The sequence below is a fragment of the Paracoccus sp. (in: a-proteobacteria) genome, assembly GCF_035556475.1.
Taxonomy (GTDB): Bacteria; Pseudomonadota; Alphaproteobacteria; order Rhodobacterales; family Rhodobacteraceae; genus Paracoccus.
In genome coordinates, this window is record NZ_DATMFA010000071.1 from 16,606 (window position 1) to 42,560 (window position 25,955).

At 64.6% G+C, this 25,955-nt stretch carries 24 protein-coding genes; 13 read left to right on the top strand and 11 right to left on the bottom strand.

Going from position 1 to position 25,955, the window contains the following annotated elements; genetic code table 11:
• Nucleotides 1–198 precede the first annotated feature (198 nt).
• Nucleotides 199–2,571, bottom strand: a complete 2,373-nt coding sequence (locus tag VNQ78_RS08900) for a transketolase (protein WP_325688800.1) — start codon at nucleotides 2,569–2,571, stop codon at nucleotides 199–201.
• A 118-nt stretch (nucleotides 2,572–2,689) separates the two neighbouring features.
• On the opposite strand from VNQ78_RS08900, the gene VNQ78_RS08905 reads away from it, so the two are divergent.
• A complete protein-coding gene (locus VNQ78_RS08905) occupies nucleotides 2,690–3,157 on the top strand; it encodes an Lrp/AsnC family transcriptional regulator (protein ID WP_325688802.1) in 468 nt (155 codons plus the stop codon).
• Between the two features lie 159 nt (nucleotides 3,158–3,316).
• Nucleotides 3,317–5,050: an IlvD/Edd family dehydratase gene (locus VNQ78_RS08910; protein WP_325688804.1), complete on the top strand. Its 1,734-nt coding sequence runs from the start codon at nucleotides 3,317–3,319 to the stop codon at nucleotides 5,048–5,050.
• A gap of 212 nt (nucleotides 5,051–5,262) precedes the next feature.
• On the opposite strand, the gene VNQ78_RS08915 is transcribed toward VNQ78_RS08910, so the two are convergent.
• The 3 genes from VNQ78_RS08915 to VNQ78_RS08925 form a co-directional block, all read right to left on the bottom strand.
• Complete coding sequence (locus VNQ78_RS08915) at nucleotides 5,263–7,788, bottom strand: calcium-binding protein (RefSeq protein WP_325688806.1); 2,526 nt, start codon at nucleotides 7,786–7,788, stop codon at nucleotides 5,263–5,265.
• A 157-nt stretch (nucleotides 7,789–7,945) separates the two neighbouring features.
• Nucleotides 7,946–9,529: an ABC-F family ATP-binding cassette domain-containing protein gene (locus VNQ78_RS08920; protein ID WP_325688808.1), complete on the bottom strand. Its 1,584-nt coding sequence runs from the start codon at nucleotides 9,527–9,529 to the stop codon at nucleotides 7,946–7,948.
• Nucleotides 9,530–9,681: 152 nt separating this feature from the next.
• Nucleotides 9,682–10,113 carry a nuclear transport factor 2 family protein gene (locus tag VNQ78_RS08925; RefSeq protein ID WP_325688810.1) on the bottom strand — a complete coding sequence of 144 codons (432 nt, stop codon included), beginning with the start codon at nucleotides 10,111–10,113 and terminating at the stop codon, nucleotides 9,682–9,684.
• A gap of 346 nt (nucleotides 10,114–10,459) precedes the next feature.
• On the opposite strand from VNQ78_RS08925, the gene VNQ78_RS08930 reads away from it, so the two are divergent.
• The gene (locus VNQ78_RS08930; RefSeq protein WP_325688812.1) at nucleotides 10,460–10,636 is read left to right on the top strand and encodes a hypothetical protein; all 177 of its coding nucleotides are present in this window, start codon (nucleotides 10,460–10,462) and stop codon (nucleotides 10,634–10,636) included.
• Nucleotides 10,637–10,667: 31 nt separating this feature from the next.
• Here VNQ78_RS08930 and VNQ78_RS08935 read toward each other — a convergent pair whose 3' ends face one another.
• From VNQ78_RS08935 to VNQ78_RS08955, 5 genes are all read right to left on the bottom strand, one after another.
• On the bottom strand, nucleotides 10,668–11,105 hold the full coding sequence (locus VNQ78_RS08935) for a GNAT family N-acetyltransferase (protein WP_325688814.1): 438 nt from the start codon (nucleotides 11,103–11,105) through the stop codon (nucleotides 10,668–10,670).
• Nucleotides 11,106–11,189: 84 nt separating this feature from the next.
• Complete coding sequence (locus VNQ78_RS08940) at nucleotides 11,190–12,683, bottom strand: gamma-glutamyltransferase family protein (protein WP_325688816.1); 1,494 nt, start codon at nucleotides 12,681–12,683, stop codon at nucleotides 11,190–11,192.
• Between the two features lie 5 nt (nucleotides 12,684–12,688).
• Nucleotides 12,689–13,714 carry an ABC transporter substrate-binding protein gene (locus tag VNQ78_RS08945; RefSeq protein ID WP_325688818.1) on the bottom strand — a complete coding sequence of 342 codons (1,026 nt, stop codon included), beginning with the start codon at nucleotides 13,712–13,714 and terminating at the stop codon, nucleotides 12,689–12,691.
• Nucleotides 13,715–13,741: 27 nt separating this feature from the next.
• The gene (locus tag VNQ78_RS08950; RefSeq protein WP_325688820.1) at nucleotides 13,742–14,515 is read right to left on the bottom strand and encodes an ABC transporter permease; all 774 of its coding nucleotides are present in this window, start codon (nucleotides 14,513–14,515) and stop codon (nucleotides 13,742–13,744) included.
• Complete coding sequence (locus VNQ78_RS08955; protein ID WP_325688822.1) at nucleotides 14,512–15,360, bottom strand: ABC transporter ATP-binding protein; 849 nt, start codon at nucleotides 15,358–15,360, stop codon at nucleotides 14,512–14,514. Before VNQ78_RS08955 ends, VNQ78_RS08950 begins: the two co-directional genes overlap by 4 nt.
• Nucleotides 15,361–15,532: 172 nt before the next feature.
• On the opposite strand from VNQ78_RS08955, the gene VNQ78_RS08960 reads away from it, so the two are divergent.
• Nucleotides 15,533–16,243: a GntR family transcriptional regulator gene (locus tag VNQ78_RS08960; RefSeq protein ID WP_325688824.1), complete on the top strand. Its 711-nt coding sequence runs from the start codon at nucleotides 15,533–15,535 to the stop codon at nucleotides 16,241–16,243.
• Nucleotides 16,244–16,247: 4 nt separating this feature from the next.
• Here the strand turns inward: VNQ78_RS08960 and VNQ78_RS08965 are convergent, their stop codons facing one another.
• Complete coding sequence (locus VNQ78_RS08965; protein ID WP_325688825.1) at nucleotides 16,248–16,649, bottom strand: nuclear transport factor 2 family protein; 402 nt, start codon at nucleotides 16,647–16,649, stop codon at nucleotides 16,248–16,250.
• Between the two features lie 77 nt (nucleotides 16,650–16,726).
• On the opposite strand from VNQ78_RS08965, the gene VNQ78_RS08970 reads away from it, so the two are divergent.
• Nucleotides 16,727–17,947 carry an amidohydrolase family protein gene (locus VNQ78_RS08970; RefSeq protein WP_325688827.1) on the top strand — a complete coding sequence of 407 codons (1,221 nt, stop codon included), beginning with the start codon at nucleotides 16,727–16,729 and terminating at the stop codon, nucleotides 17,945–17,947.
• An 11-nt stretch (nucleotides 17,948–17,958) separates the two neighbouring features.
• Here VNQ78_RS08970 and VNQ78_RS08975 read toward each other — a convergent pair whose 3' ends face one another.
• Nucleotides 17,959–18,702 carry a sulfite exporter TauE/SafE family protein gene (locus VNQ78_RS08975; protein ID WP_325688829.1) on the bottom strand — a complete coding sequence of 248 codons (744 nt, stop codon included), beginning with the start codon at nucleotides 18,700–18,702 and terminating at the stop codon, nucleotides 17,959–17,961.
• A gap of 96 nt (nucleotides 18,703–18,798) precedes the next feature.
• On the opposite strand from VNQ78_RS08975, the gene VNQ78_RS08980 reads away from it, so the two are divergent.
• The 8 genes from VNQ78_RS08980 to VNQ78_RS09015 all read left to right on the top strand — a co-directional run.
• On the top strand, nucleotides 18,799–19,686 hold the full coding sequence (locus VNQ78_RS08980; protein WP_325688831.1) for a LysR family transcriptional regulator: 888 nt from the start codon (nucleotides 18,799–18,801) through the stop codon (nucleotides 19,684–19,686).
• A 219-nt stretch (nucleotides 19,687–19,905) separates the two neighbouring features.
• A complete protein-coding gene (locus VNQ78_RS08985; protein WP_325688833.1) occupies nucleotides 19,906–21,060 on the top strand; it encodes an acyl-CoA dehydrogenase family protein in 1,155 nt (384 codons plus the stop codon).
• A 14-nt stretch (nucleotides 21,061–21,074) separates the two neighbouring features.
• Nucleotides 21,075–22,181 (top strand): LLM class flavin-dependent oxidoreductase, encoded by a 1,107-nt coding sequence (locus VNQ78_RS08990; protein ID WP_325688835.1) that lies wholly within the window; start codon nucleotides 21,075–21,077, stop codon nucleotides 22,179–22,181.
• Between the two features lie 22 nt (nucleotides 22,182–22,203).
• Complete coding sequence (locus VNQ78_RS08995) at nucleotides 22,204–23,229, top strand: ABC transporter substrate-binding protein (RefSeq protein WP_325688837.1); 1,026 nt, start codon at nucleotides 22,204–22,206, stop codon at nucleotides 23,227–23,229.
• 9 nt (nucleotides 23,230–23,238) lie between these two features.
• Nucleotides 23,239–24,231, top strand: a complete 993-nt coding sequence (locus VNQ78_RS09000; RefSeq protein WP_325688839.1) for an ABC transporter permease — start codon at nucleotides 23,239–23,241, stop codon at nucleotides 24,229–24,231.
• Nucleotides 24,225–25,010, top strand: coding sequence for an ABC transporter ATP-binding protein (locus tag VNQ78_RS09005; RefSeq protein ID WP_325688841.1), 786 nt, complete (start codon nucleotides 24,225–24,227; stop codon nucleotides 25,008–25,010). Before VNQ78_RS09000 ends, VNQ78_RS09005 begins: the two co-directional genes overlap by 7 nt.
• Nucleotides 25,011–25,014: 4 nt before the next feature.
• Nucleotides 25,015–25,455, top strand: a complete 441-nt coding sequence (locus VNQ78_RS09010) for a DUF1775 domain-containing protein (protein WP_325688843.1) — start codon at nucleotides 25,015–25,017, stop codon at nucleotides 25,453–25,455.
• On the top strand, nucleotides 25,452–25,955 hold a 504-nt coding region (locus VNQ78_RS09015; RefSeq protein ID WP_325688845.1), incomplete at its 3' end, for a copper resistance CopC family protein. The genes VNQ78_RS09010 and VNQ78_RS09015, both read left to right, overlap by 4 nt.

Consider the following 25,955-nt stretch of genomic DNA (forward strand, 5'->3'; position numbering starts at 1 on the left):
CTTCTTTCCATTTCCATACCATTTGATCAGACCAGTTGGTATGAAAATCGGGCAGTCAGGTCAGAAAATTGCGCAGAAGATTGTTTTCGCGGCATGTTAGACGCCGATATGGCGCAGCTCGCGGCAGATCACGCATGGTGGCCAGCAAAAGGCCCCGCGCCTGAGCACGGGGCCAAGGACCGGATGCAGCCTTGGGGATCAGGCCGAGCGGGCGGCGATCCGGGCACCGGGCGTCAGGCCCGCCACCCGGTCCACGATGCCTTGCGCGTCGATCCCGAAATGGCGGTAGAGGTCACCGATGGTGCCGGTCTGGCCGAAATGCTCGACCCCCAGCGCGATGGTGCGATGCCCATGGACCGAGCCGAGCCAGGCCAGCGTCGCCGGATGACCGTCGATGACCGTGACGATGCGGCAGTCGCGCGACAGCGGCCGCAGCAGGCGTTCGACATGGCTCTGTGCAATCTCGTTGCCACGGGCGCGGGCGCGCTGCGCCGCGCTCCAGCCCGCATTCAGCCGGTCGGCCGAGGTCACCGCCAGCACCCCGACATCGCGGCGCGCCTCGGCGATCATTCCAGCGGCGGCAATCGCTTCGGGGGCGACGACGCCCTGATAGGCGATGACCACCTCGCAATTCGGCCCCGGTGGGCGCAGCCAATAGGCCCCGTCGATCGCGCCCTGCACGAAGGCGTCGTCATGGCGCCGTCCCGGCTGCTCGATCGGGTTGGTCGAGAGGCGCAGATAGACCGCGCCCCCGGTCTCGTCGCGCAGCCATGTCCGCTCGTCCAGATCGCTCTTGCCCTCGCGCTGCATGTAGTCGAAGGCCCAGCGGATGATCACCGCGAGTTCGTCGGCAAAGGCCGGCTCGAAGGCCGCCAGCCCGTCCTGCGCCATCCCGATCAGCGGCGTCGAGATGGACTGGTGTGCGCCACCCTCGGGGGCAAGGGTGATGCCCGAAGGCGTGCCCGCGATCATGAAGCGCGCGTCCTGATAGCAGGCATAGTTCAGGGCATCGAGGCCGCGGCAGACAAAGGGGTCATAGACCGTGCCGACCGGCAGCAGCCGCTTGCCGAAAAGCGAATGCGACAGGCCCGCCGCGGCCAGCAGCAGGAACAGGTTCATCTCGGCAATGCCAAGTTCCACATGCTGGCCCTGAGGCGTGAAATCCCATTTCGCGGTCGAGGCGATGCTGCGCGCCCGGAACATGTCGCTGCGCTGGTTGCGCGCAAACAGGCGGCGACGGTTGACCCAGGGGCCAAGGCCGGTTGTCCCGGTCACGTCGGGCGAGGTCGTCATGATCCGCGCCGCCAGATCACTGTCGCCCCGCGCCAGTTCGTCAAGGATCTTGCCGAATGCCTGCTGGGTCGAGATCACGCGGTCGCCCGGCGGTTCGATCGGCGGGACGGAAACACGCGCATCGGCAAGGCGACGCGAGCCGGCGGCGAAGAAGGGCACCTCGTCCAGAAAGGCGCGGAGCGCCGCGGGCCGGGCGACGCCTGCCATCGGCTCCCATTCCTCGCCCACCGGAACACCCATGCGGACCTGCCAATCTGCCATCTGGGCCTTTGTCATCAGCCCGCCGTGATTGTCCTTGTGTCCCGCGATCGGCGTGCCCCAGCCCTTGATCGTATAGGCGAGGAAACAGGTCGGACGGTCATGGTCGATCGCGGCAAAGGTCTCGGCCATGGTCTCGACGCAATTGCCCCCGAGGTTCTCCATCAGGGCCGCAAGCTGGTCGTCGTCGCGTCGCGCGATCAGGGCGCTGACCGGTCCCTGATCGCCCAGATCGTTCATCAGCTGCTCGCGCCAGACCGCGCCGCCCTGAAAGGTCAGCGCCGCATAAAGATCGTTGGGGCAGCCGTCGATCCATTGCCGCAACTGCTCGCCCCCCGGCTCGGCAAAGGCGGCGCGTTGAAGCTGGCCGTATTTGACGCGCACCACGTCCCAGCCGAAGGCGGCAAAGACCCCCTCGATCCGTTCCCACAGCCCCTCGCGAACGACCCCGTCCAGAGATTGCCGGTTGTAATCCACCACCCACCATGTGTTGCGCAGGTCGTGCTTCCAGCCCTCCTGCAGGCATTCGTGGATGTTGCCTTCGTCCAGTTCGGCGTCGCCCATCAGCGCGATCATCCGGCCCAGCGGCCGGTCGCCACCCCAGGATTTCGCCGCGATGTAATCCTGCACCAGCGAGGCGAAGGAGGTGATCGCCACCCCAAGCCCGACCGAGCCTGTCGAGAAATCCACGTCGGCGGCATCCTTGGTCCGGCTGGGATAGCTTTGCACCCCGCCATAGCCGCGAAATTCCTGCATCTTCTCGCGCGGGATATTGCCCATCAGATAATGCATGGCATGAAAGACCGGCCCGGCATGGGGCTTGACCGCCACGCGATCCTCGGGCCGCAGTGCCGAGAAATAGAGCGCCGTCATGATCGACACCATCGAGGCGGACGAAGCCTGATGGCCGCCGATCTTGATGCCGTCCTCCTTCGGGCGGATGTGGTTTGCCTGATGGATCATCCAATGCGAGAGCCAAAGCAGGCGCTGTTCAATGGTGTTGAGATGGGGATGGGCCATGGCGTTTCCTTTCGCGGATGCCATCGACCTTAGCATCGGACCCGCGCATTTTTTCGCTGTTTCCGGCCGCATTCCTGCCTATTCTTGATGGAAACCGGCGACGTTTCAGGAACGACTTATGACAACCACCCGAATTGACGGCGTTGATGCGAGAATCCTGCGGCATCTGCATAAAAGCGGCCGCGCCTCGGTGCAGGAGATCAGCGAGCAGGTGGGTCTCAGCCCGTCACCGGTTGCGCGCCGTATCCGGGCGCTGGAGGAATGCGGGATCATTACCGGCTATGCGGCGCTTCTGGACGAAACCGCATTGGGTTATCCGGTGTCGGTCTTCGTTTCCGTCCAACTCGACCGGCAGGTCGACGAGGCTCTGGCCAAGTTCGAAACTGCGATCAAGACCTTCCCCGAGGTCGTCGATTGCTGGCTGATGACCGGGAACCGCGACTATCTGCTGCGCGTGGTTACGGCCAGCCTTGCGGATTTCGAGAAATTCCTGACCGGTCAACTGACACGAATAGCGGGTGTCTCGACCCTGGAAAGTTCGATCCCCCTGCGCCGCGTAAAGACCGGCATATCTAGGATGCCATGATGAGGGACCGCGAGTCCTCCCGCCGCGTCCAGTGGGATGTGGCAGGAATTGTTTACCTTGCTCAGAAGCTTGCACTCCGTTCATCTTCTGCCACGGCATGGCGCGGTTTGCGATGATCGCAGGCTCGCGTCGTCGATCCAGGGGATAGGGGAGGTCAGCGTGCCAGAAAACGCGTCAAAGGGTCTGCGGGGCGGGCTGACCAATTACGGCGATGAAGGCTTTGCTTTGTTCCTGCGCAAGGCCTTCATCAAGGGCGCAGGATACAGCGATGACGCCCTCGACCGCACGATCGTGGGCATCGTGAACACCGGCAGCGGCTATAACCCCTGCCACGGCAACGCGCCGCAGCTTGTCGAGGCAGTCAGGCGCGGGGTGATGCTGGAGGGCGGGCTTGCGATCGACTTCCCGACCATCTCGATCGCGGAGAGCTTCTCCTCGCCGACAAGCATGTATCTGCGCAACCTGATGGCGATGGATACCGAGGAGATGATCCGGGCGCAGCCGATGGACGCGGTCGTCCTGATCGGCGGTTGCGACAAGACGGTTCCGGCGCAGCTCATGGGCGCGGCATCGGCGAATATCCCGGCGATCCAGCTGATCACCGGCGCAATGCTGACTGGCGGTCATCGCGGCGAAAGGGTCGGCGCCTGCACCGATTGCCGGCGCTTCTGGGGCCGCTTCCGGGCCGAGGAAATGGACGAGGCCGAGATTGCCGAGGTGAACGGCAAGCTGGTCGCAAGCGTCGGCACCTGTTCGGTCATGGGCACCGCCAGCACCATGGCCTGTCTGGGCGAGGCGCTGGGGATCGTCCTGCCCGGCGGTGCGAGCCCGCCCGCCGTCACCAGCGACAGGATGCGGATTGCCGAGGAAAGCGGCAGGCAGGCCGTTCGGATGGCGCGCAATGGTTTGACCCCCGACAGGATCCTGACCCGGAAGGCTTTCGAAAATGCCTTGCGTGTCCTGCTGGCGATCGGCGGCTCGACCAACGGCATCATCCACCTGACGGCGATCGCGGGGCGAATGGGCTACAAGGTCGATCTGGAGGCCTTTGACCGCATGAGCCGCGAGACACCGGTGCTGGTCGACCTGAAGCCCTCGGGAGATTTCTACATGGAGGATCTGCACCGCGCCGGCGGATTGCAGACCGTCCTGCGCGAGTTGAAGGATCAGCTGCATCTCGACGCCCTTACCGTCACCGGGCGCACGCTGGGAGAGGAGCTGGAGGATTTCCCGGCCTTCGATCAGCATGTGGTCCGGCGTTTCGACAACCCTGTCTACCCGGCGGGCGGCATCGCGTTTCTCAGGGGAAACCTCGCGCCGCAGGGGGCGATCATCAAGCAATCCGCGGCGGATCCCGCCCTGATGGAGCATGAGGGGCGCGCTGTCGTGTTCGAGGATGCCGAGGACATGGCCAGCCGGATCGACGACCCGATGCTTGATGTGACTGCCAAGGACATTCTTGTCCTGAAGAATATCGGCCCGATCGGCGCGCCGGGAATGCCCGAGGCGGGCTATCTTCCCATCCCGAGGAAGCTGGCGAAGGCCGGGATCAAGGACATGGTCCGCATCTCTGACGGCCGGATGAGCGGGACGGCGGCGGGCACGATCGTCCTGCATGTGACACCCGAAGCCGCGCTGGGTGGCCCGCTGGCGCTGGTGCGCTCGGGCGACCGGATCAGGCTGAGCGTTTCCGCGCGCGAGATCGAGTTGCTGGTCCCCGAGGCAGAACTGGACGGGCGGCGGCGCGCCTTGCAGCTGCCCAAGCCTTCCGAGGCCGAGCGCGGCTATCGCAAGCTGTTCCATGAGCAGATGACGCAAGCCGACGAGGGCTGCGATTTTGTATTCCTGCAGGCGACGAAGATGATTGCATCGGTCCCAGAAAGGAAAGGCTGAGCCGGGTTTCTCCCGGCTCTCATTTGGCAGTGACCGGCGGGGACGACCTGTCACAATCCGCCCGTATGTTGCCGATCGCCGTCTGCCTATCTGGCATTGCCGCCTTCGGTCGAGGGTGGCGGCCTGATGCCGCAACCCCCCGCGTTTTGTCAGAATGTTCGGGACTTCGTTCTCGGTTCAAACAATCCATTCAGCCCCGATCTCCCTTCACCTTACAAGATGAAATCGTTGGCCGTCAGGCGCGAGACTCCGTTCAGCTGGATTTCGAAGTCGAACACCCCGTCGCCATTCGTATCCCCGCGGACAAGGCGGTTATTGCCGGATTGCACGCTCCACACGCCATATGCGCTTGCCTGCGCGCCGGACCAATGGAAAGCCTGATTGCCAGCGATTGTCGAATTGGCGTCGATCGCAGAAAGCTGGATAGTATCGACACCCGAGACAAAGTCGGCAATGACGTCGCGGGCAGCACCCTTTCCAGATTCCTGAATGGTGTTGAAGATGAAAGTATCTGCCCCGGCACCGCCGGTCAGCACATCCTTTCCCGCCCCGCCGACCAGCCGGTCATTTCCGGCAAGTCCGTTCAGGGTGTCATTTCCGGCACCCCCGACCAGCTGGTTTGCTGCGCCATTGCCGATCAGCCGATCCGCGAAGCGTGTGCCGGCGAGGTTCTCGATGCTGACGAGGGTATCGCTGCCTTGCCCCCCGCCAATGAGCTGAGCCGCAGTCAACCTCAGATCGACCTTGATGGCACCTGCCGCCGATGCGTAGTTGGTGGTATCGCTGCCCACCCCGCCGTTCAGGATATCGTTGCCAGCGCCACCGATGAGCACATCATTGCCCGCGCCGCCGATAAGCCGGTCATTCCCGGCCTGCCCGTTCAAGGTGTCGTTGCCGGCATTTCCGATCAACTGGTTCGCTGCGGCGTTTCCGATCAGGTTGTCCGCAAAGCGCGAGCCCGAAAGGTTCTCGATGCTGATCAGGGTATCGCTGCCCTGTCCTCCGCCAATGGCTTGAGCCGAGGTCAGCCCCAGATTGATTTTGATCGCGCCCGAAGCCGCTGCGTAATTCCCGGTGTCGCTGCCCGCCCCGCCATTCAGCGTGTCATTGCCCGCTCCGCCGGTCAAGGTGTCGTTGCCCGCCCCGGCATCGACATAGTCATTGCCGCGATAGCCGATGAAGGTATCGTTGCCCTCGCCCAGTTCGATCAGGCGATAACCCGAAGCGGAGGAGAAGCCGCTGATATCTATCCGGTCGTTCCCGGTCGTGCCGGAAAGCGTGTAATAGTTGAAGTCGAGTTCTTCGACGCTGTTCAGGAAGCTGTTGTTCCACTGGATGCTCGACGACTGGATATTGGACCGCAGCCGGATCGTGTCCGTGCCTCCGCCGCCAAAGAACCTGTCGGTTCCGAAATCGCTGCCGGTGATGTCGAAGATATCATTGCCGGATTCGCCATAGAGGAAGTCGTTTCCGGCCCCGCCGGTCAGCGTATCGTTCCCCGCGCCGCCATAGAGGCTGTCGCTTCCGGCGCCGCCATCGACCACATCCCAGCCGACATGGCCGCGGAAGATATCGTTTCCGTCGCCCAGAGTGATCTGGCGGTAGCCCAGGATCGAGGAGAAGCCGCTGATATCTATCCGGTCGTTCCCGGTCGTGCCGGAAAGCGTGTAATAGTTGAAATCAAGCTGCTCGACGCTGTTCAGATAGGTGCTGTTCCACAGGATGCTGGAGGACTGGATATACGCCTTCAGCCGGATCGAATCCGTGCCATCGCCGCCAAAGAACCTGTCGGTCCCGAAGTCATTCGCCGCGATTTCGAAGATGTCATTGCCGGACTCCCCATAGAGGAAGTCGTTTCCGGCCCCACCGGTCAACGTATCGTTCCCCGCGCCGCCGTAAAGGCTGTCGCTGCCGGTGCCGCCATCGACCAGATCCGCGCCCCCAAAGCCGCGGAAGATATCGTTCCCGTCGCCCAGATTGATCTGGCGGTAGCCCAGGATCGAGGAGAAGCCGCTGATATCGATCCGGTCGTTCCCAGTCGTGCCGGAAAGCGTGTAATAGTTGAAGTCGAGCTGTTCGACGCTGTTCAGATAGGTGCTGTTCCAGAGCACGCTGGAGGACTGGATATACGCCTTCAGCCGGATCGAGTCCGTGCCATCGCCGCCAAAGAACCTGTCGGTCCCGAAGTCATTCGCCGTGATTTCGAAGATGTCATTACCGGACTCTCCATAGAGGAAGTCGTTTCCGGCCCCACCGGTCAGCGTATCGTTCCCCGCGCCGCCGTAAAGCCTGTCGCTTCCAGCTCCGCCATCGACCAGATCCGCGCCCCCAAAGCCGCGGAAAGTATCGTTTCCATCGCCCAGATAGATATGGCGGTAGCCCAGGATCGAGGAGAAGCCGCTGATATCGATCAGGTCGTTCCCCGTTGTGCCGGCAAGCGTGTAATAGTTGAAATCGAGCTGTTCGACACTGTCCAGATAGGTGCTGTTCCAGAGCACGCTGGACGACTGGATATGCGCCCTCAGCCGGATCGAATCCGTGCCATCACCGCCAAAGAAGCTGTCGGTGCCGAAGTCATTGGCCGTGATGTCGAAGATATCATTGCCGGATTCACCGTAGAGGGAGTCATTTCCAGCCCCGCCGGTCAGGGTGTCGTTGCCCGCCCCGCCATAGATGGCATCGTCTTCCGCACCGCCCACCAGACTGTCATTGCCACTCGTGCCCGGGATAATCGCCATTGTTAATCTCATACTGATTGGTAAAAATTTATCAAAGGCAATAAGTTCATGTTTCGTCCGGGTGTCAAACGATTTTGCGTCGACAGAAACAGAGCGGGAGCCGGTGTTGCGCCATGCCCGGGATCTGCTTCAGCGACCGGGATCGCCTTCGGGAAGATCATCCTCCGAGATGAATGGTCCTGTCCGGGGCGAGCGTTTCAAGGAAAGCTGCGTCGTGGCTGATCACCAGCACGGCACCGTCATAAGCGTTCAGCGCGGCTTCCAATGCGGTGATACCGTCCAGATCAAGGTGATTGGTCGGCTCGTCCAGGATCAGCAGCATCGGCGGTGGCACGGCCCCAAGCGCGCAGGCAAGACCCGCGCGCAAGCGTTCACCCCCGCTCAGTTGTCCCGCCGGGCGCAAGGCGTCGCCAGCCCGGAACCCAAACCGGGCCAGCGCCGCATGGGCGGCATGGATATCCGCTGCGGGGTTCAGATTCTGGAAGTTTTCGCGCAGGCTCAGGGTGGGGTCGAGCAGGCCCACATGCTGATCCAGCAGCGCGAATGTCACCGACAGGTCCAACTGCCCGCGTTGGGGCGCGAGCCGCCCGGTAATCATCTTCAGCAGCGTCGTCTTGCCGCTGCCGTTCGGCCCGGCGACGACGATCCGCTCGGGGCCGGTGATCGTCAGTGACAGGTCGCGGATAATCGGCCGGGCAGGATCATATCCACCCGTCACATCCTCCAGCCGCAGCACTGTCTTGCCGGGCGCAAGACCCGTCGGGGGAATGTCCATGCGCAGCGGCTGCAGGCTTTCGATCTTCTCGCGGGCGGCGGAGAGCGCCAGTTCCGCGGCCTCGCGCCGGGCTTCGCGCAGGCGCGTGGCCGCGCCGCCCGACGCTTCGGCCCGGCCCTTGGCCGCATCCATCAGGATTTTCGGCTGATCGCCCCTTGCCCGGGCCTTGTGCCCCGCACTGTCCTTGCGGGCCTTGCGCTCTGCCGCCTGCTGCGCGCGCCGGGCAGTATCCTTGCCGGCCTTTTCGGTATAAGCGAGGTCGCGGGCCGCCGCTTCCAACTCGGTGTCCTTGCGCTGCCGGAAGGCGCTGTAATTCCCGCCATAACGGGTAACGCCCAGCGAGGTCAGTTCGACAATGGCATCCATCTCCTCCAGAAGCTCGCGATCATGGCTGACGACGACCGCACCACCCGTCCAGCCCCGGATCAGGTCGATCACCGCCCTGCGCCCGTCACGGTCGAGATTGTTCGTCGGCTCGTCCATGATCAGCAGATCGGGCTCGGCAAGGGTCAGCGCGGCGAGGGCGGCGCGGCTGCGCTGTCCACCCGAGAGGGTTCGCAGCGGCGTCTGCGTCCCCACGAACAGGCCACAGCGCAAAAGTGCAGCCTCGATCCGCGCGGGCAATGTCCAGTCCGCCTCGGCCAGTTCCTCAGCGTCTGCAAGCCCGGCCTCGGCTCGGTCCAGCAGACGAAGGGCGGATTGCACACCGAACAGATCGGCAATGGTCTCTCCCGGCCGCTCCACCGCCTCCTGTCGCATCATCGCGATGGTGCCGGATCGCTGAATCATCCCCGAGGCGGGCCGCAACTCGCCCGAGATCAGGCGCAGCAGCGTGCTTTTGCCAGTGCCGTTGCGCCCGACAATGCCAGTGCGCTCGGGCCCGAAGGTCAGGTCGAGATCGGTGAAAAGCGGGGTGCCGTCAGCTGTGGACCAGGACAGGCCGGAAAGGGTGACGAATGCAGGCATGGGACAGAACTTCTCGCAGCGAAACCGAAGGGGTGAATGCGGCGAGGTTCAGGTCCATGACGATGGCGTCTCCGTGGGAAGGGTGGCTGTTAGGTAGGGAAGGTTGTCGATTTTGCAAGCCGCAGCCAAAGCGCTGGCGGGGGTGGCGATATTCAGACAATTCCGTGCTGTTTCAGAAGAGCTTCCTCGTCACCGGAAATCCAGCCGAAAACTTTGGGATCGCCGTTCAGCACCTGAACCAGATAGTGAACGTCAAATTCTATCGCGATCTCCGCCCCGTCCTTCCGGGCGTAGCTGGCGACCCAGGCGATATGGGCCATGCAATGAAGCGGGTCGATGGCGGAGAACCGGATCGCACGGATCCGCATGTCCTTTGTCCCGATCGCCCGATAGCGCTCATAGCCCTGCGCCATGACCTTCCTGAATTGGTCATCGTTCTTCCCTGTTCGCACCCCGGCCGGGGCGGCGCCAATGAATTCGGAAGAATATAGCGAGGCGAGTTCTTCCATCTCGACCGCACCTTGAAGAGCCAGATTGACCAAGCGCTCGTATCGCGCGAACAGCTTTTTCACCTCGTCCTGCATCGTCCCTCTCCCCCTTGCTCGACCAGCCCGCCTGAGCATCATGTCGAGGTAACCCTTGACTGCCAACACCCAAGAGGAAGCCGCCGGCCATGGCAGGATCATCGCGGGTTTCTCGGGTGATCGACGCCCGAATATCTCCGACAATGGGGGAAGTCAGGTGGTGAAGGGGCCGGCTTGGCGGGAGAAACTGGTGGCTCACCGCTCGCCGCGCCTGTTGGCAGGCTATCAAGTTTGCCTGATTTGTCGTTGCTTTGGATTGCTCTTGGCGGTGTGATAGGTAACTAGAGTGGTCCGACCCGGAGCACTCGCAGCCCCGGTACCTGCCAAAGGGAAGAAAGACATCGCCATGCCAAGACTGCCCGTCATCCTCATCTGCGCCTTGGCGCTCACGGTTGGCGCCTGCGGGCCAAACACCGCGACCCGTGCCACGACCGGCGCTGCGGCGGGGGCGATCGTCGCCGGGCCGGTCGGCGCGGTGGCCGGGGCGGCCATCGGCGGCAGCGGGGCGGTGCGGGTAAACTAGGCCCGAAGATCGCCTCGCGCGGTGCCGACGCTCAGCTTCGGCGCTTCTCCAGGCGAATGTCCCCGCCTCCCACGTCCTGCTCGTTCGTCCATCCCAAGCGGCGATAAAAGCCTGCGGCACGCGTTGTCGCGCCGGTTTCGAGCCAGCAGACTGCATGACGGTCCAGAAGGTGGCGTTCGGCGATCTCGACAAGCTGGCGCCCGATGCCTCTGCCCTCATGGGATGGAAGCACGAAAGCTGCGAAGAGGGATCCCTCCGCCGCGTCGATCATCGCAAATCCGATCACTTCGCCGTCGTCGACAGCCACCCACGCGCATGGCCCGCTTGCGATCATCGCGGTGATGGCCTCCACCGTGATACCCATGTCCGCCAGTTGACCCACCGACAGAACATTTTCGTTCACCGAGGTGCGGACACGGAAGATGCCGGGAACATCGGCTGCTTCTGCCGCTCTGATCTGGATGGTCATGGGGTTCCTCCTGCCGCGCATATGCCATTGCCTGCCTGCGGTCGGAAGCCTGCAAAGGGCTATCGGGCGACAGGGGAGCCCGCCTTATCCCCTCGGATCATGCGCGCCGGTTAGACCCGCGCCCAGCCGGATCACCCCCGCGCAGCCGAAGATCGGCGAAAGCGCCGGCAGTTCGGCCAGCTCATGCCCCAGCGCCGTCAGCGCCTCGATCTGGTCGCGGGGCATCGACGCTTCGATCTTCACGCTGTCGCGGCTGTCCGAGAAGGTGCGGCCCAGCAGGAAACGCGGCGCACTCAAGGCCTCGGCAGGCGACATCCCATCGTCGATCAAGGCGGTCAGGATCCGCGCCAGCGTCTGCGGCTGGCCGTCCGCACCTTGCGTACCATAAAGGAGATGCGGCGCGCCGTCCTTCAGCGCGATGCCGGGGTTCAGCGTATAGAAGGGACGTTTGCCCGGTGCGATGCAGTTTGGATGCGCGGCATCGGTGGCAAAGGCTGCGCCGCGGTTTTGCCACAGGATCCCGGTATCGCCGACGACCACGCCGCTGCCCCAGTCGAAATACGTGCTTTGCAAGGCACTGACGCTGCGCCCCGCCCCGTCGCAAACGGCGAAAAAGACGGTGTCGCCATGCTGGTAGCGATGCGGCCAGGGCAGGGCGGCCTCCGGTCGGATTGCCGCGGCCCTTGCGTCCAGCCAGCTGGATGACAGCGCATCGCTGACAGGCGTGGTGTCAGGGTCCGCAATCTCACCCCGGTCGAGAAAGGCCTGCTTTACAGCTTCGATGAGGAGATGCAGGCGGTTGGCACCCGTGGTCGCGGCAATGTCAAACCGGTCGAGGATGCCCATGATCTGCAACGTCGTCATGCCCTGCGTCGGCCAGGGCGGCGCCAGCAGGGTCAAATCGCGATAGCGCAGGGATAGCGGCGCTGCCTGTCGGGCGGAGGTCGAGGCGAGATCGCCCGCGGCAAGCGGACTGCCCGCCGCATCCAATCCCTGCGCAACCCGCTGCCCGGCCCGGCCGGTATAAAAGCTGCGCGGTCCGTCCTCGGCAAGCAGGGTCAGGATCTCGGCCAGTTGGGGCTGATGCAGATGATCCGTGGCAAAGATATCCGCGAACCCCGGCCAGCCCGGCCATTCCTCGCGTCGGAAATCGCGCCAGAAGCTTTGGCTGGCCGAGGCTGGCACGCCCGCGCGGGCGTGCTCGATGGCGGGGGCGACAAGGTCGGCAAAGCTCATGCCTCCCTGCCAATGCGTTTGCCCGAACTGCAGGAGCTGGTCCCAGCCATCGACCAGACAGGCCGTGGTCAACATCGAGCCGGGACCACGCAGAGGCAAGGTGGCAGGCAGGTCCGGCAGCATTCGCGGAGCCTGCCCGATCCCGAGGATGGCGGTTTGCGAGCCGTCCCGATCCGCCAGCATCCAAACGCCGTCGCCGCCCAGACCGCAGAAATGCGGCAGGACCACCGCCAGCACCGCCCCCGTGGCGATCGCGGCCTCGGCTGCGTTGCCGCCTCGCTCAAGCACAGCCTGACCCGCTGCCGTGGCGAGTGGATGCGGGCTGACGACCAGTCCTGCCATCGCGCTCACTCGCCGGGGACGTAGACCAGCCTGCGGGCTTCGCGCGCCGGCAGGAACTGGCGGGTGAAGACCTGCGCGGCCTCCGGCCTGGTTTCGAGGCCGTAGCCTTCGGCCACGATGTCGATTGCCCGGGCGAGGCGTGCGTCGTCCACATCGCCCAGACCGATGCGATCGACCTCCTCGGAGGCGATCAGCTTGTCATAGGAAAACATCATCCGGTCATATTCCAGATCGCGCTTGGCGAGGTTGTCATAGGCGATGACCGCATCGGCTCCGGCTTCAGGGGCGCTGGCGATCTCGATCACCGCCTTGTTGACCGCCCGCACGAGGCCTTCGACAGCCTCCGGGTTCTCGGCGATCATCTTTTGCGAGACCATGATGCCATTGGAATAGAGGTCCATCCCGAAATCGCCGAAATTCAGCCAATTGTAGTCGGCGCCCGGATCCTGGCGGTTGTTCACGAGGTTGAACCAGCTGGTGATGTTGAAGACAAGCGCGCCGTCGATATCGCCCTTGATCAGCATCGGTTCCTGCAGGTTCGGAGCCATGTTGTCGATCTGGACCTTGGCCATGTCGACCTCATTCACGCGGCCGAGCACCGTCACCAGCCGCGTGGTCGGTGTCCCCTGTGCGCCGCCAAGTTTCTTGCCCTCCAGATCCGCGGGCGTGGCAATGCCGGTCTCCTTCTTCGAGACGATGGCGAAGGGCGGCTTGCTCCACAGCTGGTAGACCATCACCGGCGTCTCGGCGGGGCGGGTCGCGGCGTTCTGGATGATGGCGTTGATGTCGCCAAATCCAGCGTCATAGGTTCCCGACATGATCCGCGTCACGGTCGCGGCCGAGCCTTCGCCCTGGTCTACGGTGACGTTCAGGCCTTCTTCCTTGAAATAGCCCCTTTCCAGCGCAAGCAGGATCGGCGCGTCGGACCCTTGGGTTTTCCATCCCAGAGTGAAGCGGATATCGGTATCGGCCAATGCCTGCCCGGTCAGCGAAAGGCCTAGGGCGGCGGTGGTCAGCAGCGTCTTGAACATGGTCGGTCCCTCGATGGGTTGGAAATATCAGGAGGCGGCAAGATCGGTGCGGCGGTTCGCCCAGCCCAGGACGCGGCCCTCGATCAGGGAGAACAGGACGTAGAGGGCGACGCCAAGGAAGGCGAGGATGAAGAGCCCGGCAAAGACCAGAGGCACGTCGAAGTTGGAGGAGGCCGACATCATCACATTGCCGATGCCCTTGTTCGACGCGACCGTCTCGGCCAGCACGGTGCCAACGAAAGCGAAGGTCGCGGCAATCTTCAGCGAGGCGAAGAAGAAGGGCATGGTGCGCGGCAGCCCCACGTTCAACAGCAGGTCCATCTTGCTGGCGCCGAGGGACTTCAGCACGTCCTCCAGTTCCGGCTCGGTGGTGGCAAGGCCGGTGGCGATGTTCACGACGATCGGGAAGAAACACATCGCAAGCGCGGTCAGGACGGCCGGAACGGGACCGGCCCCGAACCAAAGCACGAATATCGGAACGACGGCGACCTTCGGGATCGAGGAGAAGCCGATCAGCAGGGGATAGCAGGTGTCATAAGCCGTGCGCGAGGTGCCGATCAGGGCGCCGATGGCGACGCCAACGACGACGCCCAGGCCAAAGCCGATCATGGTCGTCCACAAGGTCTGGAAGATATGCGGGATCAGGACCGGGAAACGCTCGACCAGCGTGGCGAAGACCTGGCTTGGCCGTGGGACGATCAGGTCCGATATGCCCAGGGCAAGGCAGAGAACCTCCCAGATCGCGAAGAAGGCAACGATCAGGCCCGCGGCCCAGATGCGGCGACGAAGGACATAGTTCATGCTTCTGCCCCTTGCAGGGTTTCACTGCGCGCGGCGATGATGCGTTCGCGCAGGCGCTGGTTCAGGGCGACGAATTCGGGCTCGAACGTCATGGCGACGGTGCGGGGGCGGGGAAAATCCACCGGGCTGTCGTCAATGACACGACCGGGGCGCGCGCTCATCACGCAGATGCGGGTGCCAAGAAAGCCCGCTTCCTTCAGATCATGGGTGACGAGGATCACCGTGGGGCGGCGTTTCAGCCACAGATCCTGCATCGTCCCCCACAACTCTTCGCGTGTGAACTGGTCGAGCGCGCCGAACGGCTCATCCAGCAGCAGCAGGCTTGGTTCATGGATCAGCGCCCGGCAAAGGTTGGCGCGTTGCAGCATCCCGCCCGAAAGCTGCCAGGGATAATGGTTGGCGAATTTCGAGAGGCCCACATCGTCCAGCAGCGCATGAACGCGGTCGCGATATTCGCCGCGTCTCTTCGCGCGAAAATCCTGACGGAACGGCCGCACGATCTTCAGGGGCAGCATCACGTTCTTCTCGATCGTCAGCCAGGGAAGCAGCGTGGGGTTCTGGAATGCCATGCCGATGCGCAGGGCCTTGGCCGCGACCTCGCGCCCGCCGACGATCACCGCGCCGGACGAAGGCCTCAGCAGGCCGCTCGCCAGCTTCAGGATGGTAGACTTGCCGCAGCCAGACGGGCCGACAAGGGCAAGGAACTCGCCCTCGGGGATCCGCAGATCGGTGGTTTGCAGGGCCTGCACCTCGGCCCCCGGGCGGCCAAAGGCGACGCTGGCCTGTGACAGCACGACGGCATCGTGGAGTGCCGGATTATCCTGGGCGTAAGTCTCGCAGGCCATATGTCTCATTCGGAGTTTGCATCGGGTAAGTGCATACACTGTTTGCTGACATCGACAGGGCTCTCAATCCCGTATATGAACCATCTGGCAGCTTTCTCGCTGCATGCATGAAATTTACGCAGCGGTGCCGCCATTGCCCGATTTGGCAGCCGCATACAGACGGGGGAACGTCATGGCCGCCGCCAAGAGCATACCGAAGGCCGAAGGGGATCGAGTCGCTGCAATCTGCCGGGCGCTCCGTCGCGCGTTGATCGAGGGTGCCCTGGTTCCCGGCGACCGGTTGCCAGAGGATGCCCTGGGCGAAACCTTCGGTGTCAGCCGCACCATAGCCCGCCATGCCCTCGGACAGCTCTCGGCCGAGGGGCTGGTGGAATTGCGCCGCAACCGGATAGCCACCATTGCCGTGCCCACGGCAGAGGAGGCCCGCGACATCTTCGGCATCCGCATCGCGCTGGAGGAGCAGGTCGTCGGTCATCTTGCGGGCAAACTGACAGCGGCGCAGGCCGCCGAACTGAAAGAGATCGTCGAGCAGGAGCACGCGGCGCGGCACGGACCCGAGGGCATGTCCATCCGGCTGGCCACCGAGTTTCACATCAGGCTGGCAGAGATGACCGCGCGGCCGGTCTTTATCCGCTATGTTACGGAAATCTGTTATCGTGCAGGGCTTTGCCTGTCATCCCTCGCGCGGCCACATTCTTCCGACTGCGCGATTACCGAACATCTGGAGTTGATCGACGCGATCCAGACCGGGCCGGCGGACAAGGCCGCACAGATGATGCGCAGCCATCTGGAAGCGGTGGCTTCGCGGGCGCTGCTGTCCGGCGAAGGAAGTCGCGCACGCGATCTGGTCAGCATTCTGGAGCCCTACGCGCAAGGCTCCTGACCGGTCAGGACCGCGCGACAGAGGGGTCGAGGATCCATTCGGCGCTGTCGTTCCAGACATCCGTCTCGACGATCAGGCCGTCGCGGACGACAAAGCGGTCGACATAGCGGTTATGGTCGAAGGCGGTGCCATCGGGCCATTCACCATAGAGATAGCCGAGGCTGTAGATGATGGTCTCCGTCTCGCCCGGGACCACGTCGTAACGCTCGATCCGCTTCTTCACCCATTTATAGCGCGCGGCGTTGAACGAGGTCGGGCCGCTTGGCGTGTCGAAATGCCGGTTGCCGGTGAAGCGCACCAGAAACGGTGTCGCGACATAACGCGCCGCGCGTTCGGGGTCCTGCGCCATCGAGGCATCCAGATAATCTTTGACGGCTTGAAGGTCTTGCTCGTTACGCGCGGTCATGGTGGTGCCCTGTTGTCAATCATGCCAGTTCTGCATACATAATCGGTATGCAATACACATGCAAGGATTCTGCCGAAATGCCGCTGCCAAGCCTGCTTCTGCGCAATGCCCATCTGGCGGATCGGACGGAGAGTTGCGACATCGCCATCGCGGACGGGCGGATCGTCGGTCTCGGGGCAGGGGGATGGCAGGCCGAGCGGGAGATCGACCTGCAAGGCAAGCTGGTATTGCCGGGATTTGTCGACGCGCATATCCATCTCGACAAGGCCGGGCTGAACTGCCGTTGCGGCCACGCGACCTCGCTGGCCGAGGCGGTGGCGGCCGTGGCCACGTTGAAGCGCGGGTTCACGGTCGAGGATGTCCATGCCCGCGCCGCCAGGGTGATCGAAGCCGCGATCACGCAAGGCACGATGCATATGCGCGGCCATGTGGAAGTCGACGGCCGTGCCGGTCTGCGCAGCTTCGAAGCGATTGCGGATTTGCGCCGCTCCTATGCCTTCGCCATGGATATCCAGATTTGCGCCTTCGTGCAGGAGGGGTTGACGAACGACCCCGAGGCGGAACCCTTGCTGCTCGGCGCGCTGGCGCGCGGGGCCGAAGTTCTGGGCGGCTGCCCCTATACGGATCCCGACCCGCAGGCCCAGATCGACCGGCTCTTCGCGCTGGCGGTCGATCATGATATCGATCTCGACTTCCATCTGGATTTCGACCTGGATCCAAGCTGGACGCATATGGATGCGATTTGCGCGGCAAGCCTGCGTCATGGATGGCAGGGGCGGGTCACGATCGGCCATGCCACCAAGCTGTCAATGATGGAGGACGCGCGGCTGAAGCATTATGCGTATCTGCTGGCCGAGGCGGGGGTGGCCGTGATCGCACTGCCAGCAACCGACCTTTACCTGAACGGCATGGATCAGGGCCATCGCGCCCCGCGTGGCATCGCGCCGGTGCATCTGCTGTCGGATGCGGGGGTCGTAGCCGGCGTCGCCACTAATAATGTCATGAACCCGTTCACGCCCTATGGCGACTGCTCGCTGATGCGGATGGCAAATCTCTATGCAAACGCGATGCATCTGGGCGCGCAGGACTTTGACCGCTGCCTGTCGATGATCACCTATGGTCCCGCGCGGATGATGCGGCTCGGTGGCTATGGACTTGCCCCCGGCGACCGTGCCGATCTTGTCGTTTTCGATGCGCCGGACAAAAGCGAGGCTTTTGCCGCCATCGCCCCGCCCGTGATGGGCTTCAAGGCCGGACGGCAAAGCTTCGTTCGGCCAGCGGCGCGGATCCTGCGCTGAGGCCGCCGCCTTCATGTCCCGGCGGCGCGCAGCAGCATTTCGCCGCCAAGCAGCGCGAGCATGATCAGGAACCAGCGCCGGAATGTCGCAGGGCTGACTGCGCGGCGCAGGATCTGTCCCGCCCACATGCCGATCAGCGCCGGGATGACCGCCAGCATGGAAAGTGCAAGCTGATCGACCTGCCACGCTTGGCGTGAGGCCAGTCCAAGCGCCAGCGCGATGGTCGATGTCGTGAAGGACATGCCGAGCGCCTGAACCAGGTCGTCTTTTTCAAGCCCCAGTGCGTGCAGCCAGGGAACTGCGGGAAGAACGAAGACTCCGGTGCCTCCAGCAATCAACCCGGTCACAAACCCGATCAGCGGCGAGAGCCAGCGCTCCTGACGGGACGAGACCCGGAATGGCCGTGCGAAAAGGGTATAGAGTGCATAGGCGATCAGCGCGGCGCCGAGGGCCGATGTCGTCAGCCCGCTATCGCCTTCGGTCAGCAAGGGCACGGCGATCAGCGTGCCCGCCATGCTTGCCACCATCATCGACCACAGCCGCCGCATCAATACGCCGATGTTCGGCCCGGCGAGGAGTTGCCACAGATTGGTGGTCATGGACGGGATGATCAGCAGGCTCGCCGCCGCCAAGGGAGACAGCAGCGCGCCGAGGATGCCCATGGCGAATGTGGGGAGGCCCATGCCCATGACGCCTTTGACAATACCGGCGGCAAGGAACGTAGCGGCGACGATCGGAATGGTGAAATCGGTCATGGCGTCTACATAGCGACGGGACACTTCAGGAAAATGCGGAACCTCCGAAACCAGACTTCGGCTGGCCCGAAGGCTGCTTATGTTTTAAGCTGGGCCATGCGTTTCGATCTGACCGACCTTCGCCTGTTTCTTGCCGTGGCCGACGCGGGCAGCATCACCCATGGTGCCGCCGATGCCGGGCTATCGCTGCCCGCCGCCAGCGAGCGCCTGCGCGATATGGAGCTGTCCGGCGGCATCAGACTGCTGGAACGCGGACGGCGCGGCGTCTCGCTGACCGAGGCGGGCGAGGCGCTGGCCCATCATGCGCGGCTCATCACCCGCCAGATGGCGATGATGCGCGGGGAGCTGGGCGAATATGCCACGGGCCTGCGCTCGACCCTGCGGCTTCTGGCGAACACCGCCGCGATGACCGAGTTGTTGCCGCCGCGCCTTGCCGACTGGATGGCCGCCAACCCCCGCATCGACGTTGATCTGAAGGAACGCCAGAGCGTCGAGATCGCCCGCAGCGTGGCGGCAGGCTTTGCCGAAATCGGCATTCTTTCGGACTCTGCGACCCGGGACGGATTGGTCCTGTATCCCTTTGCCGAAGACCGGCTGGTTCTCGTCACGGCGCCGCAAAGCGATCTCGCCGGAATGCGGCAGGTCCGTCTTGCCGACCTTGCCGGGCGCTATTTCATCGGGCTCTCCGACAGTGCGCTTCAGGATCATATCGCTGCGCAGGCTGCGGCGACGGGAATGCAGCTGCGCTATCGCGTGAGGCTTCGGACCTTCGAGGCCATCTGCCTTCTGGCCGGTGCCGATGTCGGTATCGGGATCGTTCCCCAGACCGTCGCCCGGCGCATGAAACGGTCGTCGCGTATCGCGATCATCCGGCTGGCCGATGACTGGGCGCTGCGGCGCCTGTCGGTCTGCGTCAGAACTGGCACCGAGCTTTCCGGTCCGGCGCGAAGCCTGCTGCAGCATCTGATCCGCTCCATCAGGTAGCCTGATCCCCAGCCTCGGGGTCACGACGAAAGCGATCCACGAACACCGCCGATCTCTGCGCGCGACAAAACAATCGCCGCCACGGCCGAAAGCACGCCGCATGTGTCGGGCTGGCCTACCAGAGCAATTTCTTCCCTTTGCTTACTCGGCTTTGGAATGGAGGCGTGAGGTTAATACGACTACGTTAATCGTGTTTGAACCAGCCGGAGCAAAGCCCCGATGCTCATTTCGCCCGTCAATGCCGAGCCAGCCGAGATCGAGACCGCCCGCCGCCTTGGCGATGCCTTTGCCCTCGGCGCGGCAGAGGACGATCTCGCGGGGCGTTTCCCGACCGGACATGTCGCGGCCCTGCGCGATGCTGGCCTGCTGGCCCTGACCGCGCCCGAGCAGTTTGGCGGGCAGGGGGCGGGGCTCGGGCTTGCCGCATCTATCATTCGCGAGATCGGCCGTGGCGATCCGGCCGTGGCGCTGATCCTTGTCATGCAATATGCCCATCTCGCGACCCTGCATCGCGGCCGCTGGTCCGAGGCGCTGGTCACCCGCGTCGTGCGTGCCGCCGCCGAGGAAGGCGCGCTGATCAATGCCCTTCGGGTCGAACCGGCGCTTGGCACCCCGATGCGGGGCGGTCTGCCCGAAACCGTCGCGCGTCAGGCGGGCGATGGCTGGCTGCTGACCGGGCGCAAGATCTATTCGACCGGCAGCGAGGGGCTGCGCTGGGGCGTGGTCTGGGCCCGCACGGACGAAGACGAGCCGCGCGTGGGACAGTTCCTTGTGCCGCTGGACGCCGAGGGGGTTCGCATCATTCCTGGCTGGGACACGCTGGGCCTGCGCGCCTCGTCCAGTCACGATGTCGAGTTTCAGGACGTCTATCTGCCCGCCGACCACGCCGCGGATATCCGGCGGCCTTCCGAATGGGCGATCCGGGCCGACGAAGCGATTGCATGGTCGAGCCTGTTGATCGCCGCCCTTTATACCGGCGTGGCCGAAGCTGGCCGCGACTGGATCGTCGCCTTCCTGAAATCCCGCGTCCCCGCCAATCTGGGCAAGCCCTTGGCCGAGTTGCCCCGCATGCAGGAGGCCGTCGGCGGGATCGAGGAGCGCATCGCCGTGAACCGGCGTCTGATCGCCTCCGCTGCGGCTGAGACGGATGCCGGGCCGGCACCAGCCGCACGCGAGGTCGGGATCATCAAGCATGTCGCCACCGAGAACGCGATCGCGGCCGTCGAGGCTGCGCTCAAGCTTGCCGGAAACCACGGCATCAGCCGGAAAAACCCGTTGGAACGCCATTATCGCGACGTTCTCTGCGGCCGCATCCATACCCCGCAAGAGGACAGCGTCCTGCTGGCAGCGGGTCGCACCGCGCTGGGAACCTGAGAGAGGAGAAGGACATGACCGTCGAATTCATCGGCTTCATCGGCAATCACAACGCCTCGGAGACCATCGCCCGTCAGGGGCCGATCATTGATCGCGAATTCATCCGCGCCTCGGCCGCGATCCATGAGCAGAGCGGTTTCGACCGCGTCCTGCTGGCCTTTCACTCGGCAACACCGGACAGTCTTTTCGTCGGGCAGTATGTGGCAAGCGTCACGCGCCGGCTCAAGCTGATGCTGGCCCACCGTCCGGGCTTTACCGCGCCGACGCTGGCCGCGCGGCAACTGGCGACGCTGGACCACCTGACCGATGGACGCGTCGCCGTTCATGTCATCACCGGCGGCAATGACCGCGAGCTTGAGCAGGATGGCGACTGGCTGACCAAGGATGAGCGCTATGCCCGCACCCGCGAATATCTCGACATCGTGCGGCGCGAATGGACCAGCGAGACGCCGTTCGACTATGCCGGAACCTATTACCGCGTGAAGGGCGGGTTCTCGGATGTGAAACCCGAAGGGCCGGAAGGGGTGCCGGTCTATTTCGGCGGCTCCTCGCCTGCCGCGATCGAGGTCGCGGGAGAGCATGCCGATGTTTACGCACTTTGGGGCGAGACCTATGAGCAGGTGGCCGAGACCGTTTCGACAGTCCGGGCGGCAGCGGCCAAACATGGGCGCAACCCGCGTTTCTCGCTGTCGCTGCGTCCGATCCTTGCCGAAACCGAGGACGCCGCATGGGACAAGGCCGCGCGCATCCTGGAGCGCGCGCGGGCCTTGCGCGCGGCTGGCGGTGGCCAGCGGCTGGTCAATACACTGAACCCCGCCGCGCCCCAGAATGAGGGTTCGCGCCGCCTGCTGGCCGCCGCCGCCAAGGGGTCGCGCCTCGACAAGCGACTCTGGACCGAGATCGCGGCGCTGACCGGCGCGAATGGCAACTCGACCTCGCTGGTCGGCACGCCCGATCAGGTGGCCGAGGCGATGCTGGATTACTACCGGCTGGGGATCTCGACCTTCCTGATCCGAGGCTTCGACCCGCTCAACGATGCCCTGCGCTATGGCCGGGATCTGATCCCGCGCGTGCGCGCCCTTGTCGCGGACGAAGCCGTCCGCAGCCATGCCGCCGAATAGGCGCGATCCGAAGGGAACGACCATGACCAAGATCACCACGAACCGCCGCGGCCTGCTGCAATCCGGGCTTGGCGTTGCGCTGGCCGCGCCCTTTCTGGGCGTCGGGCTGGGCACGCTTGCCCGCGCACAGGGGGCAGGGGGGCTGAAGCCGCTGAAATTTGCCTCGAACGCCTCGGCGATCTGCCTTGCTCCGATCTTTGTCGCCAAGGACCACGGCATTTTCGAGAAGCATGGGCTGGATGTCGAGATCGTCAATTTCGGCGCCTCGACCGAGGCGCTGCTGGAGGCGATTGCCACCGGCAAGGCCGATGGTGGCATCGGCATGGCGCTGCGCTGGTTGAAAGCGTTGGAGCAGGGTTTCGACGTCAAGATCACCGCGGGCACCCATGGCGGCTGCTCGCGGCTGGTGGCGCTGAAATCGACCGGCATCACCGAGCTTTCGCAGCTGAAGGGCAAGACCATTGGCGTGACCGATCTTGCCGCGCCGGGCAAGAACTTCTTCTCGATCCTGCTGCATCAGGCGGGGATCAACCCGGAAACCGATGTGAAATGGCGCGCCTTCTCGACCGACGTGCTCGAGATCGCGGCCGAGCGGGGAGAGATCGACGCCATTGCCGACGGCGACCCGCGCGCCTTCTTCTGGCTCAAGGATACGCCGGAGAAATATGTGCAGGTGGCATCGAACCTCGATCACGGGTTCGAGAACCGGGTCTGCTGCATCGCCGGCCTCAGCGGCAGTCTGGTCCGCGACGATCCGGCGACGGCCACGGCGGTAACGCGTGCGCTGCTTGAGGCGCAGGACTGGACCGTCGCCCGCCCCGAGGATGCGGCCAAGGCCTTCCTGCCGCAGGCGCCCAAGAACCGCACGGTCGAGGATCTGATCGCGGTCCTGAACGACCAGACCCATAACCACACGCCGACCGGCGCGGACCTCAAGACCGAGATCGCGCAATATGCGACCGAACTGCGCGAGATCAACATCTTCCGCCGCTCGACCGATCCGCAGCAATTCGCCGAACGCGTCTATGCCGACGTGCTGAGCGTCTAGGAGGCCATGATGACGACCATCGACATCGAGGCCGAGATCCGCGCCGAGCCGTCGCAGGCTGTGGTCCAGCGCGTCACCCTGCTGGCCTCGCTGGGCTGGATCGGCGCCGTCGCGATCCTGCTTTTCTGGCCTGACCTGACATTCCAGCCGCTGGTCCGCGAACTCGCGCTGTTCTGGAGCGCGGTCGCCGCCGCGCTGGTCCTCCTCGGCCTTGGCGGCAACCGGCTGGGCCGCCTCGGCCGCTGGAGCGCCTCGCGCGGGCCGTGGCTGCTGGCCATCGGGCTGGGCGCGGCGCTCTGGACGGTGCTGACCGCCAAGACCGGGATCCTGCCGCAGCCCTTCTTCCCGACCCCGCAGGCGATGCTGGAGGTGTTCCTCTATGACTGGCCGAAGATCCTCTACAGTGCCTCCTTCTCGGTCTGGTTGCTGGCACGCGGCTTCTTCTTCGGGGCAATCGCGGGCTTCCTGATCGGCATCGGCATGGGCTGGTCGCGGGCTGTCAGCTATTGGGCGACACCGCTGCTGCGCTATGTCGGGCCGTTGCCCGCGACCGCCTGGCTGCCGCTGGCCTTCTTCATCTTCCCGACCTCGGGTTCGGCCAGCGTCTTCCTGATTGCTTTCTCGACGGCCTTCCCGGTCGCGGTGCTGACTTGGTCAGGTATCGCCTCGGTCAATCGCGACTATTACGAGATCGCGCGGACGCTGGGCGCCTCGCCCTTGTTCCTGATCACCCGCGTCGCGATCCCGGCCGCGCTGCCGCATGTCTTCGTCGGCCTGTTCATGGGCCTCTCCACATCCTTCGCGGTGCTGGTTGTGGCCGAGATGCTGGGCGTCGAGGCGGGCCTTGGCTGGTATCTGCAATGGGCGCAGGGCTGGGCCGCCTATGCCAATATGTATGCCGCGCTTTTCGTCATGGCGGCGATGTGCTCGGGCCTGATCACGCTTCTCTTCCGCATCCGGGACCGGGTGCTGGTCTGGCAGAAAGGAGTCGTCCGGTGGTAGCCGCATCCCCGAAGATCGCGCCCGCGGGCAGTGACATCAGCATCCGCGCGGTCTCGCACCGCTTCGATCTCGAGGGCGCGCCCTTGCCGGTGCTGGACGATGTCTCGCTGCAGATCGAGCCGGGCTCGTTCGTCGCCCTGCTCGGGCCTTCGGGTTGCGGCAAGTCCACGCTGCTGCGGCTGGTTGCCGGGCTGGATCATCCGAGTGCGGGTGAGATCACGGTGGACGGCGATCCGGTCGCGGACCCGGACCCCTCGCGCATTCTGGTGTTTCAGGATCCGACGCTGTTTCCCTGGCGCAATGTTCGGGCCAATGTCGCGCTGGGGCTTGAGGCGCAGGGCATCCTGAAAAGCGAGGGTGGCCGCGTCGATGACGCGATCCGGCTGGTCGGGCTTGACGGGTTCGACCGGGCCTATCCGCACCAGCTTTCGGGCGGCATGGCGCAGCGCGTGGCGCTTGCGCGCGCCTTGGTCAACCGTCCCGACGTGCTGCTGCTGGATGAGCCGCTGGGCAAGCTCGACAGCCTGACCCGGCTTGCGATGCAGACCGAGCTGGTGCGGCTTTGGCAGCAAAGCGGGTTGACCGCCGTTCTTGTCACCCATGATGTCGAGGAGGCGCTGTTCCTTGCCCAGCGGGTGATCGTCCTTGGCCCGCGCCCGGCGCGCATCGTGGCCGATCTGCAGGTGGACCTGCCCTATCCGCGCCATCGCGGCGATCCGCGGCTGGCCGAATTGCGGCACGAGGCGCTGCGCCATCTGGGACTGGAAGCAAGCTGGTGAATTGATGACGAGTTGCATGAAGGTCGCGCTGGCCCTGTGGCTGGCGCTGATGCCGCTGCCGGGTCTGGCGCATATCCACATCCATCCCGAAACCGCCGGCGCCGGAGAAACCGTCGATCTGGTGCTGATTGTCGGGCATGGCTGCGCCGGTGCGCCGACGACCGCGCTGCGCGTCGCGATCCCCGAGGGTCTGACCGCCGAACCGCTGGCCCAACCGGGTTGGCATGTGACCTCGGCCAAGGGCGAGATCGGCTGGCAGGGCGGGCCGCTGTCCGATCACGAAAAGGCGCAATTCGTCCTGCGCGCGACCATCTCCGCCGATGCGCCCGGCACCATCCCCCTACCGGTGGTGCAGGTTTGCGGAGACCAGCAATTGCGCTGGATCGAGCCGGATGCCGCGGCTGATCACCCGGCGCCGGCCCTGCAGGTGCTGCCCAAGAAATGATCCGGGCGTTCCGCGCCACCGGGACGCTTTGCGCCCTTTTCCTGTCGACGGGGGCAGCGTTCTCCCATGCCGCCCTGACCGGTTCGGACCCGCCCGAGGGCATGGTGCTGGAGGCCGCACCGGTTGCGGTGACGCTGCGCTTCAGCGAGCCGGTCCGCCCGCTTGTCGCGCGGCTGACCGCGAGCGATGGCGAGACACGGCTGCTGCCCGCACCGGATGCCGCGGGCGGCGGCCTGACCTATGACCTCCCCGCCGGATTGCAGCGCGGCAGTCATCTGCTGTCATGGCGCGTGACATCGTCCGACGGGCATCCCGTAGCGGGGGCGCTGCTCTTTTCGGTCGGTGCGCCCAGCGGAGAGATGGCGGAGGTCGCAGGCGCTCCGCCCGCCACGCGCATCGGGCTCTGGCTCTCACGCGCCATGCTGCTCGCGGCACTGCTGTTCGCGGCCGGGGGCGGCATCCTTGCCGGAGGGACCAACCGTTTTCCCCGGCTTGCTGCA

Bases quoted from the DNA above. Each gene is read 5' to 3' on its own strand.
- VNQ78_RS08945 (WP_325688818.1), bottom strand. From the start codon at position 13,714: ATGTTCAAGACGCTGCTGACCACCGCCGCCCTAGGCCTTTCGCTGACC.
- VNQ78_RS09010 (WP_325688843.1), top strand. From the start codon at position 25,015: ATGACGAGTTGCATGAAGGTCGCGCTGGCCCTGTGGCTGGCGCTGATG.
- VNQ78_RS08900 (WP_325688800.1), bottom strand. From the start codon at position 2,571: ATGGCCCATCCCCATCTCAACACCATTGAACAGCGCCTGCTTTGGCTC.
- VNQ78_RS08915 (WP_325688806.1), bottom strand. From the start codon at position 7,788: ATGGCGATTATCCCGGGCACGAGTGGCAATGACAGTCTGGTGGGCGGT.
- VNQ78_RS08955 (WP_325688822.1), bottom strand. From the start codon at position 15,360: ATGGCCTGCGAGACTTACGCCCAGGATAATCCGGCACTCCACGATGCC.
- VNQ78_RS08970 (WP_325688827.1), top strand. From the start codon at position 16,727: ATGCCGCTGCCAAGCCTGCTTCTGCGCAATGCCCATCTGGCGGATCGG.
- VNQ78_RS08980 (WP_325688831.1), top strand. From the start codon at position 18,799: ATGCGTTTCGATCTGACCGACCTTCGCCTGTTTCTTGCCGTGGCCGAC.
- VNQ78_RS08940 (WP_325688816.1), bottom strand. From the start codon at position 12,683: ATGGCAGGACTGGTCGTCAGCCCGCATCCACTCGCCACGGCAGCGGGT.
- VNQ78_RS08935 (WP_325688814.1), bottom strand. From the start codon at position 11,105: ATGACCATCCAGATCAGAGCGGCAGAAGCAGCCGATGTTCCCGGCATC.
- VNQ78_RS08920 (WP_325688808.1), bottom strand. From the start codon at position 9,529: ATGCCTGCATTCGTCACCCTTTCCGGCCTGTCCTGGTCCACAGCTGAC.
- VNQ78_RS08960 (WP_325688824.1), top strand. From the start codon at position 15,533: ATGGCCGCCGCCAAGAGCATACCGAAGGCCGAAGGGGATCGAGTCGCT.
- VNQ78_RS09000 (WP_325688839.1), top strand. From the start codon at position 23,239: ATGACGACCATCGACATCGAGGCCGAGATCCGCGCCGAGCCGTCGCAG.
- VNQ78_RS08985 (WP_325688833.1), top strand. From the start codon at position 19,906: ATGCTCATTTCGCCCGTCAATGCCGAGCCAGCCGAGATCGAGACCGCC.
- VNQ78_RS08925 (WP_325688810.1), bottom strand. From the start codon at position 10,113: ATGCAGGACGAGGTGAAAAAGCTGTTCGCGCGATACGAGCGCTTGGTC.
- VNQ78_RS08930 (WP_325688812.1), top strand. From the start codon at position 10,460: ATGCCAAGACTGCCCGTCATCCTCATCTGCGCCTTGGCGCTCACGGTT.
- VNQ78_RS08965 (WP_325688825.1), bottom strand. From the start codon at position 16,649: ATGACCGCGCGTAACGAGCAAGACCTTCAAGCCGTCAAAGATTATCTG.
- VNQ78_RS08990 (WP_325688835.1), top strand. From the start codon at position 21,075: ATGACCGTCGAATTCATCGGCTTCATCGGCAATCACAACGCCTCGGAG.
- VNQ78_RS08950 (WP_325688820.1), bottom strand. From the start codon at position 14,515: ATGAACTATGTCCTTCGTCGCCGCATCTGGGCCGCGGGCCTGATCGTT.
- VNQ78_RS08905 (WP_325688802.1), top strand. From the start codon at position 2,690: ATGACAACCACCCGAATTGACGGCGTTGATGCGAGAATCCTGCGGCAT.
- VNQ78_RS08995 (WP_325688837.1), top strand. From the start codon at position 22,204: ATGACCAAGATCACCACGAACCGCCGCGGCCTGCTGCAATCCGGGCTT.
- VNQ78_RS08975 (WP_325688829.1), bottom strand. From the start codon at position 18,702: ATGACCGATTTCACCATTCCGATCGTCGCCGCTACGTTCCTTGCCGCC.